The following is a 12,787-nucleotide window of genomic DNA, read 5'->3' on the forward strand; positions in this document are numbered from 1 at the left end:
AGCAGCGCCTAGGCAGTGGGATTGCTTATCGTAAATAGTGGATAGCCTAGGTGCTGTTATCGAGCCTACTAAGTTACAAACCAAGCAAAGCGATTAAAGCCCCCTTACTGTGAACACGTTTTAATCTGCAAAGTTCAACACTCTCTAAACTATCATAGAACAAAAATTTACATTTAAAACATGCATTTTTAACGGATAAACCGCATAAAAATTGTTACTATTACGGTAATTAAATATTTAGTTAGAAATAGCATGAAATTAGCAGCACTACCGATGCTTTTAATCGGTTTATGTATTGGTTGTACAGCCACAGGGACGGTGACCACTGAGCAGCTAAAGTACACACAATGGCAACTATCAAAGGTTGATGGTTTAGCTGTGCCGGCCTCTTACAGTGCATCAATGAGCTTTATTGAAGCGTTGCAAGTAAACGGGTTTGCAGGATGTAATAAGTTTTTTGGTGAAGGCGAGCTTAAAGACAGCAGTATTAGCGTTAATAAACTTGGCATGACGCGTAAGTCGTGCGGAGCAGACGTTGATGAGCTAGAGCAGCAGTTTTTACAAGCGCTACGAGAAGGTGCAACGCTTACCATGCAAGGCTCAGAGTTAGTTATGCAGGGCGATCAAACTTTTTTATTTATTGCAAAGTAGTGGCATGAGTATTTAAAACTGCCCCTTGCAGGCAATTTTTAACTGGCGTACACTCAACGCTGATTTGATAAAAATAGCAAATCAACGAACATAATTTTACTTGTCGGAGTGCCTTAAATAATTAAGGCTGAGATCGCGAAAGCGGGATCCGTGAACCTGATCAGGTTAAAACCTGCGTAGGGAACAAGCTGCCTAAAATGGGACGCTTGTGCGTCTTTTTTTATGCGCACAACAAAATAACTAGCCATTTTAGGCCGCAAAGCAGCGTAACCACTGCTTTACGATCTTTCTCTATTCCTTATGGAATATCTGACAAGACAACCCTTTAGCAATGAGGTAAGTCATGTCAAACACTACAAATAAGTCTACACGACGAGAAACGCGCGCTGCTGCGTCAGATTACATTTATAATTTAACGGGTCAGCCATTTCCAAGCTCACAAAAAGTGTATGTTGAGGGCAGCCAAAGCGGTGTACGCGTGGGTATGCGCGAAATTACATTAAGCGATACGTTTATTGGTGGCGATGAGCAAAACCCTGTGTATGAGCCAAACGATCCACTGCGTGTTTACGATACATCAGGCCCGTATACCGACCCTAACTTTGAGCTAGACGTACGTAAAGGGTTACCTAAATTTCGTGAGCAGTGGATAAAAGAGCGCAACGACACCGAAGTGCTCGACTCAGTCACTTCGCAATTTGCTCAACAACGTATGGCCGATGACGGCCTTGATCATATTCGCTTTGATCATTTACCTAAAATTCGCCGTGGTAAAGCAGGCAAAAACGTGACGCAAATGCATTATGCTCGCCAAGGCATTATTACCCCTGAAATGGAATACGTAGCCATACGCGAAAACATGGGCCGTGCACAAATTAGAGAAGAGCTGCTAGCAGCACAGCATAAAGGCGAATCGTTTGGGGCGAGTATTCCCGATTTTATTACCCCTGAATTTGTACGCGACGAAATAGCCCGCGGTCGCGCTATTTTACCAAATAATATTAACCACCCCGAAACCGAGCCCATGATAGTTGGCCGTAACTTTTTAGTTAAAGTTAACGCGAATATTGGTAATTCATCGGTAAGCTCATCAATCGAAGAAGAAGTAGAAAAAATGGTGTGGTCTACCCGCTGGGGTGCCGATACCGTAATGGATTTATCAACCGGGCGTTACATTCACGAAACCCGTGAATGGGTAGTACGTAACTCGCCTGTGCCCATTGGCACTGTACCAATTTATCAAGCGCTTGAAAAAGTAAACGGAGTGGCCGAAGACCTAACGTGGGAGATATTTCGCGATACCTTGATTGAACAAGCCGAGCAGGGCGTTGATTACTTTACTATTCATGCCGGTGTATTGCTGCGTTACGTGCCAATGACGGCAAAGCGAGTAACCGGCATTGTATCGCGTGGTGGCTCAATTATGGCTAAGTGGTGTTTAGCGCATCATAAAGAAAACTTTTTATATACGCACTTTGAAGATATTTGCGAAATTTTAAAACAATACGATGTGTGTTTTTCGCTCGGAGATGGCCTTCGTCCAGGCTCGATTGCCGATGCCAACGACGAAGCGCAATTTAGTGAGCTACGTACGTTAGGGGAGCTTACAAAAATTGCGTGGAAACACGATGTACAAGTATTTATTGAAGGCCCAGGCCATGTGCCAATGCACATGATTAAAGCCAATATGGATGAGCAGTTAGATCATTGTGGCGAAGCGCCTTTTTACACATTAGGCCCATTAACGACTGATATAGCACCAGGGTACGACCATATAACATCGGGTATAGGCGCTGCACAAATAGCGTGGTACGGCTGTGCCATGCTGTGTTATGTAACACCAAAAGAGCATTTAGGTTTGCCCAATAAAGAAGATGTAAAAGAGGGCCTAATTACCTACAAAATTGCAGCGCATGCGGCCGACTTAGCCAAAGGCCACCCCGGCGCTCAAGAGCGCGATAATGCGTTATCTAAAGCGCGCTTTGAATTTAGATGGCACGATCAATTTAACATTGGTTTAGACCCAGAACGTGCCCGTGAATATCACGACGAAACCCTACCGCAAGAGTCTGGCAAAGTAGCGCACTTTTGCTCTATGTGTGGCCCTAAATTTTGCTCAATGAAAATTACCCAAGAGGTACGCGATTACGCCAAAGATCTCGAATCACGCGGGATCGATCCTAACAATGTTGGTGATGCAATTGAGATCAAAATGGTTGATGTAGAAGCGCAAATGAAAGCGAAATCTGAAGAGTTTAAACAAACGGGCTCAGAAATTTACCACAAAGCAATATAAGCCAATAACAGGTTAGCGGCTTATGGCTGCTAGCCTTTTATTAAAAGGAGGTTTTATGTTTTACAACATTGCTGTTGTGGGGTTTGGTTTAGCAGGGCGCTTAGCTGCCCTCGAGCTTAGTAAGTCGCATCATGTAACCGTGTTTGAAGCCAGTGACGAACACACACAAAATAGTGCCGGTAAAGTGGCTGCGGCAATGCTTGCTCCGCTTGCTGAGTCGGTATTATGTGAAACGGATTTAGCAATCATGGGGCTAAATTCACTCAAGCGCTGGCCAGAGATAGTGAGCGAGCTTGAAGGCGAGGTTTTTTATCAGCAAAAAGGCACGCTGGTCGTGGCGCACCAGCAAGATAAAGGTGACTTACAAAGCTTTAGCCAGCGTATTAAGCCTATAGCAGGGCACAGCGCGCAGGCGTTAAATGCTCAGCAAATAACACAGTTAGAACCCGAATTAGCTAATCGTTTTAACCAAGGTGTGTTTTTACCCTGCGAAGGGCAAATAGATAACCAGGCCTTTTATAAAGCAAGCTTTACCATGCTTAATAAACGTAAGGTTAAGTTTGTTTTTAATCAACGCGTTAGCATTCAAAACGGCGAGGTGAATAACCGCGCGTTTGATTACATTATTGATTGTCGTGGCTTAGGGGCTAAAGGCGATAAACCCCTTAGAGGCGTACGCGGTGAAGTGGCTAGGTTACATGCACCTGAGGTGAATTTAACGCGGCCAGTGCGTTTAATGCACCCGCGCTACCCAATTTATATAGCGCCAAAACCTAATAATGAGTATGTAATTGGTGCAACTGAAATAGAGTCTGATGATAGCGGCCCTGCAACGGTGCGCTCTACGCTTGAGCTACTTTCGGCGGCCTACACTGTGCACAGCGGGTTTGCCGAAGCGCGGCTGTTAAATATTCAAAGCGGGTTACGCCCCGCATTTAGCGATAACCGCCCTGCGGTTTTAAAAACAGGTAACGTAATTAGCATTAATGGCTTATATCGTCATGGCTATATGTTAGGACCCGCCTTAGTGGCTGATGCGTTATCTCAAATAGGGTGAGTAATAAATGACTATAACAATTAATGGTGAGCTGCTAACTATTAAAAGCTCAATGCTTGTTGATGTATTACAAAATTTTGGTGCAAAGCCTCCATTCGCGGTGGCACTAAATGGCGAATTTATTCCACAAAGTCTGCACGCCAGCACCACAATTAACGAAGGGGATAGCATTGAATTGTTATCGCCTATTCAAGGTGGGTAGCATTATGCAAGGTAACGATTGCTTAACTATTTATGGCGAGCAACTAAATAGCCGTTTATTAATAGGCTCGGCGCTTTACCCCTCTCCAGCGGTGATGGAAGAGTCTATAAAAGCCTCTGGCGCGCAAATAGTAACGGTGTCATTAAGGCGCCAGCAAAGCGCTGCCGCAGGGGATGACTTTTGGCAGCTTATAAAAAACACCGGCCTTAAAATACTGCCTAATACCGCAGGGTGCCACAGTGTAAAAGAAGCCGTAACACTTGCTAAAATGTGCCGTGAAGTCTTTGCAACCGATTGGATTAAGCTTGAACTAATAGGTGATGACTACAACTTACAACCTGACCCATTCGCATTGTTAGAAGCCACAAAAATATTAATTGATGATGGCTTTAAAGTATTACCCTACTGCACCGATGATTTAGTTCTTTGCCAGCGTTTAAACGAGCTAGGGTGTGAGGTGCTTATGCCTTGGGGCGCGCCTATTGGCACCGGTAAGGGGCTTTTAAATAGTTATAATTTAAAAACAATTCGTGAGCGCTTACCAAACACAACATTAATTGTAGATGCGGGGCTTGGTTTGCCTTCGCATGCCTGTCAAGCGCTTGAATTAGGGTATGATGCGGTATTATTAAATTCAGCGATAGCGGGGGCTGGCTGCCCAATTACGATGAGCCGTGCATTTAAAGCCGCGGTAGAGGCAGGGCGCTTTGCGTATAATGCCATAGCAATGCCTGAAAAAGACTTAGCAGCCCCCTCAACCCCCACAATGGGTATGCCGTTTTGGCATCAGCAGTAAGGAAATAAAGAGTATGAATAATTTAGTGTGGACAATTGCAGGCTCAGACTCAGGTGGTGGCGCAGGCATTCAAGCCGATATAAAAGCAATGCAAAGTTTTGGCGTGCATGGCTGTACTGCAATTACCGCGCTTACGGCGCAAAATAGCTTAGGTGTAGAGGCCATTAACGCGGTATCTACCGATATTATTGAATCGCAATTACTCGCACTCGAAAGCGATATGAAAGCCAAAGTAATTAAAATTGGCATGCTGGCTAATGTGCAGCAAATTCAATTAATAAGTGAGCATATAGCGCATTATAAAGCTAAATGGCCTGTACCGCCTGTGATTGTATACGACCCCGTTGCAATTGCTTCAAGTGGTGATGTATTAACAGAGGAAGATACCGTAAGTGCCATTAAAGAATGCTTAATGCCGCTGGTGGATGTAATAACACCTAACACGCACGAAACTCAATTATTAACAGGGGTGTATTTAATTGGCCCAAGCGCCGTGAAAGACGCTGCTAAAAAGCTATTAAGTTGGGGTGCAAAAGCGGTTGTTATTAAAGGCGGGCACTGGGATTACCCAACAGGTTATTGTATTGATTACTGCACACAAAACGGCGAAGAGTATTGGCTTGGGAATAAAAAAATTCAATGCCCTCATAGTCATGGTACAGGTTGTAGTATGGCCTCGGTTATTGCCGCGTGTTTAGCAAAAGACTACCCTCTAAAAGATGCTTTTATTTTAGCTAAAGCTTATATAAATCAGGGCTTAAAGCAGTCGGTTAGATACGGCGAAGGAATAGGCCCTGTTGCACATACTGCTTTTCCTACACAGTTAGATGACTACCCGCAAGTAATAGAGCCTGGCAGCTGGCTTGGTGATGAGCTTGATTTTGATGTGCCGCTGGAATTTAATATGGCCGCTGATTTTGCACCTTGTGAGAGCAAAAAGCTGGGCTTGTATGCTGTGGTCGATAGCCTAGATTGGCTAGATAAATGTTTGCAGCAAGGTATTACTACTGCGCAGCTTCGCGTTAAAAATAAAACCGACCTTGAGCTTGATGAATTAATTAAGCAGGCCGTAGAGCTGGGTAAAAAGTACCACGCTCACGTATTTATAAACGACTACTGGCAGTTGGCAATAAAGCACGGTGCCTACGGCGTACACTTAGGCCAAGAAGATTTAGAAACCGCTAATTTAGCCGCGATTAAAGACGCGGGTTTAAGGCTTGGGCTTTCTACCCACGGTTTTTACGAAATGTTACGTGCGCACAACTACCGACCAAGTTATATGGCATTTGGTGCTATTTACCAAACCACGACCAAAGATATGAGCGGCCAAATACAAGGTCTCGATAAACTTAAAAAGTGTGTGCCATTAATGCAAAGCTACCCAACAGTTGCCATTGGTGGCATAGATTTAACCCGCGCAAGCGAGGTTGCAAGTACAGGAGTAGGCAGTGTTGCGGTAGTACGAGCGATTAGTGAAGCGAATGATTATATTGCTGCAATTAGTGCGCTAAAAAGTGCTATAAATCAGCCTAATGAATAAGCTTAGCGATAAAGAAACTCTGCGTTATAGTCGCCACTTATTATTAAAAGAAGTGGGGTTAGAAGGGCAGTTAGCACTTAAAGCAGCCACAGTAGCAGTAGTGGGAGCTGGCGGGCTAGGTAGCCCTGCACTTTTGTATTTAGCTGCGGCAGGTATTGGTACACTTATTTTAATAGATGATGATGCGGTTGAGCTTTCTAACTTGCAGCGCCAAGTGCTTTATAAAGTTAATCACTTAGGGCAAAACAAGGTCACCGCTGCTGGCAAAGTATTAACAAGCCTTAATAATCAAATAGAAATAGTGACGCATTGTAAAAAGCTCGATGATAACAACGCAGGGGAGCTTTTAAAAAATGCCGACATAGTACTTGATTGCTCTGATAGTTTTGCCACACGTTACAGTGTTAACCGTTATTGCTTTACTCATAAGTTGCCTTTAATTGCAGGTGCCGCGATTGCAAGTCGTGGGCAACTTATGGGCTTTGATTTTAGGCAAAACAATAGCCCATGTTATGGCTGTGTTTTTGCAAAAAGTGACGCCGCACCCGCTGTAAATTGTAGTAATGCCGGTGTAATAAGCCCACTGTTAGGAATTATAGGCTCTATGCAGGCACAGCTTACGCTTAATATGCTGCTAGGGCATGTTGAAGGTAGTGTGTTTATCAGCTTTGATGCGCTGAGCTTAAAGCAACAGCAATTTAAAATGATTAAAGATATAAACTGTAAAGAGTGTGCTTTGAGGTAATCATTTACTTTAAATGAGCAGTTTATTTAAACCTCACCCTCTGTTAATTGTCTATACTCGCCACTTGCTAAGTTTTCGTCCAGTATAATATTACCTATTTGCTCGCGGTGTAGCTCTACCACTTTGTTACCTACCGCGGCTAACATGCGTTTAACTTGGTGGTATTTACCTTCGCTGATTGATAAACGTAAGCTGTAGGTGGCAAGTGCTTCTGCTTTAGCTGGACGGGTGAGATCTTTTTCGTTGTGAAGTTGTACGCCGCTGCGTAGTTGCTCTAATGCTTCTTCGGTTATAGGCTCTTGAGTTTCTACTAAGTAGGTTTTTAATTTGTTGTGCTTTGGCGAGGTAATACGGTGCGACCAATCGCCATCGTTAGTAATAAGTACTAAGCCGGTGGTGTCTATATCAAGGCGACCTGCTACATGAAAGTCGGCCATATTTGGCTCATCGAGTAAATCAAATACGGTGGGGTGTAGTTCATCTACATTTGCACACACGTAGCCTACAGGTTTGTGCAGCATAAAGTAGCGTTTGCCTAAAAATACCATAGGCTCACCAGCAAATGTTACTTCATCTTGCTGGGCTACTTGAAAATCGAACGCGCTAACAACTTCCCCATTTACTTGCACTTCTTGGCGTTTAATACCCGCGCGAGCTTTTGAGCGTGGTAGCTCGGCTAGGTGGCTAATAAATTTATCTAAGCGGCAAGGGAATTTCATTTTGGTTCACATTTTTAGTCGGCTACAATGGCGGCGATTATAGCCGATAGTGAAACCCCATGTCAGTAAACTACCCACAAATTTTGAGGCTTTACCAAGCAAAAATAGATGCGGGTGAACTGTGTGTTGATAGCGCTCAGCAAAATGCGGTAAATGCGTTAAATAACCTAAGTATACAGTTACACATAAAAACACCTTGGTGGAAAAAGGCGCCGTTGATTAAAGGGGTTTATTTGCATGGGCCGGTGGGGCGGGGTAAATCCATGTTAATGGATTTATTTTATAAAAATTTACCCTCTGAGCGTAAGCAGCGGCTGCATTTTCATCACTTTATGGCGCAAATACACACGCAACTAGCCCAGCTACAAGGTCATAAAAACCCCCTCACGTTAATTGCTAAACAATGGGCGAAAGATATAAAAGTGCTGTGTTTTGATGAGTTTTTTGTTAGCGACATTGGCGATGCAATGATTATGGCAAGGTTATTTAACGCCTTGTTTGATTGTGGGGTAGTGCTGGTGGCAACTTCTAATGCAAAACCTGAGCAGCTTTATCGCAATGGCCTACAGCGCGCGCGGTTTTTACCCACAATCGATTTAATTAAAAATTATTGCCATGTTATTAGTGTTGAAGGGCAGGATGACCATCGCTTTAGGTACGGTAAAAATAGCCGCCATTATTTTATTAATTTACCTATAAGCGAGTTTAAAAAGCAGTTTTTATCTCAGTATCCACAAGCAAAGGAAAACCAAATTTTACAGGTACACTCCCGCAGCTTACCGTGCTTATTAACCGCAGATAATGCATTAATGATCGATTTTATGGCGCTTTGCTCAGGAGCGCGTAGCGCTTACGATTATATGTTTTTAGCCAAGCAGTTTGATATTTTATATATAGAAAATGTGCCAAAAATGGGTGTAGGCGCAACAGGTAAAGTAATAGTGCATGGTATTGAAGACAGTTATCAACGCGAAAAACAAATTCTAAATGAGCATTATTTAGATGACGAAGCGCGGCGTTTTATTGCATTGGTTGATGAGTTTTACGATTGCCATAAGTTGTTAGTTATTAACGCCCACGCGCACGTTGACTATTTGTATCAGGGGCAAAAGTTAAGCTTTGAATATGCGCGAACGCAGTCGCGCATTGTCGAAATGCAAAATTGGTAAGTATTTCCTTTTAATTAAAGAATTACTTATGGTATCCCAAGCACGTTTCTACTTCGTTTTTAGAGCCTAATATTACCGCCACACGCTGGTGGATTGCATCGGGTTGAATATCCATAATACGCTCAGTACCCGTAGAGGCGATACCACCTGCTTGCTCAACTAGCATAGCCATGGGGTTGGCTTCGTACAGTAAACGTAGCTTATTAGGTTTATTTGCATCTTTGGTGTCGGTTGGGTAGGTAAATAAACCACCACGGCTAAGTACACGGTGCACATCGCCAACCATAGCGGCAATCCAGCGCATGTTAAAGTTTTTAGCACGTGGGCCGGTATCGCCAGCGAGTAAGTCATTAATATAGTTTTGCATTGCTGGCTGCCAATGACGCTGGTTTGACGCATTAATGGCAAATTCGTTTGTATCAGCAGGGATAGTGGCAAAGTCTTGTGTTAGTAAAAAGCTACCTTGGGTTTTATCTAGCGTAAACATGCGCGTGCCTTTACCTGTAGTAAGTGCAAGCATAGTTGATGGGCCGTAAAGCACGTAACCTGCAGCAACTTGTTTGTGGCCTGGCTGCATAAAAATACTTTGATCGGCGGCATCTGAGCCTTCTGGGGCTTCCATAATTGAAAATATAGTACCCACTAGCGAGTTAATATCGGTATTTGATGAGCCATCAAGCGGGTCAAACGCCACAATGTATTTAGCGTCATGGTTGCCAGCTACTGTGTAGTCTTCTTCTTCTGAGGCGATGGCTTTAACTGACCCAGACTCCAGTAAAATATCTTTTAAAAGCTGATTAGATAGTACATCGAGCTTTTTTTGGGTTTCGCCTTGAATGTTTTCATCAAGCGTTGAGCCTAATACGCCAGAAAGCGCACCTTGGCCAACACGAAACGAAATTTCTTTACATGCTGCTAAAATGGTTCTAATTAACGATAAAAGTTCTCTAGGACAACCGTCTTCTAGTAATACTGGTGGGAGTCTACGCATTCTATTTTCCTGATAACGTGTACTAGCTAATCTAAATGTGAGAGAGATTAACTTAGTGCGCTGAATTTCGTCTTAAATACCTGTATTGTTTAAATAGCACTGTAATAATGGTGCCACCTAATTGTACTTAAAACGCCAATAACAAAGATAAGATTATGAAAAAAATACCACTAATAAGTTACATATTCTTTACTATGCTGTGCTCTATGATAACCCAAGCGCACGCAGCAATTAAGCCTATAGATGAATTTACTGCGCAAATGAATCACTTTCCTGGGTACTTTTCGTTTTATTACGATACTCAAAACGGCAAAGTGTTTTTAAAAGTAGATAAATTAGAGCAGCAATTTTTACTTCAGCAAAGCTTACCCTATGGTGTTGGCTCTAACGATATAGGCTTAGATAGAGGCCAACTTGGTAACACGCATTTAGTTCAGTTTGAGCGTTTTGGCGATAAAGTAATGTTGCGCGCGCTAAATACATATTATCGCGCTAATACCACTAACAAAGCTGAGCAGCAAAGTATTAAAGAGGCCTTTGCATCCAGTATTTTAGCGGGCTTTAAAGTGGTAGCGCAAAGCGAAAAAACGCTCCTGATTGATTACACACCCTATTTATTAAGCGATGTACACGGGGTAAGCCGTACGCTTGCAGCGCGCAAGCAAGGCAGCTTTAGCCTTGATGAATCACGCAGCGCTGTGTATATGAATCGCTCAAAAGCATTTGTAAAAAATACCGAGCTTGAAGCAGTATTAACGTTTAAGGGCACTAAACCAGGTAAATTTGTGCGCCAAGTAAGCGCCGATGCATACGCACTTACTGTACATATGCACCACTCACTTATTAAATTACCTGATGATAAATACACGCCACGTAAATTTGACCCGCAATCAGGGTATTGGAACATTGAGCATAAAGACTATGCAGCCCCCCTTGGTGAATCTATGTTTGTGCGCTATATACCGCGTCATCGCTTAGCTAAAAAAGATCCAAGTTTACCGATTAGTGAACCCGTAGAGCCCATTACTTATTACCTAGACCCTGGCGTGCCTGAGCCGGTTAAAAGCGCGTTACTTGAAGGCGGTAAGTGGTGGAATGATGCCTTTAGCGCAGCAGGCTATAAAAACGCATTTATAGTCAAAGTACTGCCGAGCAATGCTGATCCTATGGATATTCGCTATAACGTTATTCAGTGGGTGCATCGTGCTACACGCGGATGGTCTTACGGAAGCTCTGTTATAGACCCTCGTACCGGCGAAATACTCAAAGGGCATGTAACACTAGGCTCATTGCGTGTACGCCAAGATATTTTAATTGCAGAAGCCCTTGGTGCGCCTTATTTAAAAGGTAACGAGGTGGCTAAAAACTTACAGGCAATGGCACTTGATAGGATTCGCCAGTTAAGTGCACACGAAATTGGCCATACGCTGGGCATTGCACATAACTTTGCAGCCTCGGTGGGGGATAGAGCGTCGGTTATGGATTACCCGCACCCACTACTTAGCTTTAACGAGCAAGGCGAGCTTGATGTAACCCGCGGCTATGCAAGCGGTATGGGCGTATGGGATACCCAAGTTATTAAGTATGGTTACAGCGACTTTACTAATCAAGATGAAAGCGCTGAGCTTGCAGCAATATTAAAAGAGAACAAAACGAAGGGCCTTGAGTTTATATCTGATAGCGACGCACGCGCAAAGGGCGGTGCACACCCTACAGCGCACTTATGGGATAACGGTACTAACCCAGCGCAAGAGTTACTTAGAGTGCTTGATGTACGTAAAAAAGCGCTTTCGCAATTTGGTATTAACAACATTAAAACGGGCGATGCACTCTCGCAGTTAGAAGAAAAACTCGTGCCGCTTTATTTATTTCATCGCTATCAAGTAGAGGCTGCAGTTAAGCTAATTGCGGGGGTTAACTACGAATACGAAACACGTAACAACTCACCTGCTAAGGGCGCGCAAGTGGTTGCAAAAGCGCAGCAGCAAGCGGCGCTTAGTGCTATTTTAACAACATTAAAACCGGCTAATTTAATTTTGCCTGAGTCGGTGTTAGCGCTTATTCCGCCAAAAGCATATGGCGAGTCTAAATCGCGTGAAAGCATAACAGGTCGTACGGGTTTAACTCTTGATGCGATGGCCTTGCCAGAAGTAGCTGCGCAGCATAGTTTATCGTTATTATTAAACCCACAGCGTTTAAATCGTTTAGCTCAACAACAAGTACGTAATTCTAATTTTTACAGCTTAGATGAGCTGCTAGAGCAGCTTTACAGCCAGGTGTTTAATGTGTCATCACCTAATACAATGAAAGGCAAAATCACCCAGCGGGTGCAATTTTTAACTGCAAAAAATATGGCTGATTTAGTCACTAGCGACAAGGTAAGCCCAGAGGTGCAGGCGCAGTTACGTTTCTACTTGGTAAAATTAAGCAAAGAGTACAATCAAAACTCAATGTTAAGTAATACCAGTGTAGGAGAAAGCGCGTTTAAACAGTATTTAGCAGAGCAAATAAAACAGTTTTTAAAAGTAGGTAAGTGGCCTGAAAACTTTAGTGGTTTACCAATGCCACCGGGCTCACCAATTTAATTATATGTTTTAGTGTGTAGTGGCTACTTTACCTGA

11 protein-coding genes and 1 riboswitch are annotated in these 12,787 nt (G+C 43.3%); of the genes, 9 read left to right on the forward strand and 2 right to left on the reverse strand.

The features are described 5' to 3' along the window. The first annotated feature begins 252 nt into the window (after positions 1-252). From AN390_RS00870 to AN390_RS00900, 7 genes are all read left to right on the forward strand, one after another. Positions 253-651, forward strand: coding sequence for an META domain-containing protein (locus AN390_RS00870; RefSeq protein ID WP_236695061.1), 399 nt, complete (start codon positions 253-255; stop codon positions 649-651). Between the two features lie 94 nt (positions 652-745). Then, a riboswitch (TPP riboswitch) is annotated at positions 746-851 on the forward strand. 143 nt (positions 852-994) lie between these two features. Then, positions 995-2,947, forward strand: a complete 1,953-nt coding sequence (gene thiC, locus AN390_RS00875) for a phosphomethylpyrimidine synthase ThiC (protein ID WP_055252716.1) — start codon at positions 995-997, stop codon at positions 2,945-2,947. A gap of 55 nt (positions 2,948-3,002) precedes the next feature. After that, positions 3,003-4,004 (forward strand): FAD-dependent oxidoreductase, encoded by a 1,002-nt coding sequence (locus AN390_RS00880; RefSeq protein WP_055252896.1) that lies wholly within the window; start codon positions 3,003-3,005, stop codon positions 4,002-4,004. A gap of 7 nt (positions 4,005-4,011) precedes the next feature. Next, complete coding sequence (gene thiS, locus AN390_RS00885; RefSeq protein ID WP_029774084.1) at positions 4,012-4,206, forward strand: sulfur carrier protein ThiS; 195 nt, start codon at positions 4,012-4,014, stop codon at positions 4,204-4,206. A 4-nt stretch (positions 4,207-4,210) separates the two neighbouring features. Next, a complete protein-coding gene (locus AN390_RS00890; RefSeq protein ID WP_055252717.1) occupies positions 4,211-5,002 on the forward strand; it encodes a thiazole synthase in 792 nt (263 codons plus the stop codon). 13 nt (positions 5,003-5,015) lie between these two features. Next, positions 5,016-6,542, forward strand: a complete 1,527-nt coding sequence (gene thiE / locus AN390_RS00895; RefSeq protein WP_055252718.1) for a thiamine phosphate synthase — start codon at positions 5,016-5,018, stop codon at positions 6,540-6,542. Then, the gene (locus AN390_RS00900; protein WP_055252719.1) at positions 6,535-7,287 is read left to right on the forward strand and encodes a HesA/MoeB/ThiF family protein; all 753 of its coding nucleotides are present in this window, start codon (positions 6,535-6,537) and stop codon (positions 7,285-7,287) included. The genes thiE and AN390_RS00900 overlap by 8 nt, the downstream gene beginning before the upstream one ends. A gap of 26 nt (positions 7,288-7,313) precedes the next feature. On the opposite strand, the gene rsuA is transcribed toward AN390_RS00900, so the two are convergent. Further along, positions 7,314-8,006, reverse strand: a complete 693-nt coding sequence (rsuA, locus tag AN390_RS00905) for a 16S rRNA pseudouridine(516) synthase RsuA (protein WP_055252720.1) — start codon at positions 8,004-8,006, stop codon at positions 7,314-7,316. Between the two features lie 59 nt (positions 8,007-8,065). Here rsuA and zapE point away from each other — a divergent pair, with 59 nt between their 5' ends. Beyond that, entirely contained in the window at positions 8,066-9,175 is a 1,110-nt protein-coding gene (zapE, locus tag AN390_RS00910) for a cell division protein ZapE (RefSeq protein ID WP_055252721.1), read from the forward strand. Positions 9,176-9,197: 22 nt separating this feature from the next. Here zapE and AN390_RS00915 read toward each other — a convergent pair whose 3' ends face one another. After that, positions 9,198-10,166 carry a class 1 fructose-bisphosphatase gene (locus tag AN390_RS00915; protein ID WP_055252722.1) on the reverse strand — a complete coding sequence of 323 codons (969 nt, stop codon included), beginning with the start codon at positions 10,164-10,166 and terminating at the stop codon, positions 9,198-9,200. A 155-nt stretch (positions 10,167-10,321) separates the two neighbouring features. Between AN390_RS00915 and AN390_RS00920 the strand changes: the two genes are divergently transcribed. Next, the gene (locus AN390_RS00920) at positions 10,322-12,751 is read left to right on the forward strand and encodes a zinc-dependent metalloprotease (protein WP_055252723.1); all 2,430 of its coding nucleotides are present in this window, start codon (positions 10,322-10,324) and stop codon (positions 12,749-12,751) included. Positions 12,752-12,787 lie beyond the last annotated feature (36 nt).

It is taken from the genome of Pseudoalteromonas sp. P1-11 (assembly GCF_001399995.1).
Lineage (GTDB): Bacteria > Pseudomonadota > Gammaproteobacteria > Enterobacterales > Alteromonadaceae > Pseudoalteromonas > Pseudoalteromonas atlantica.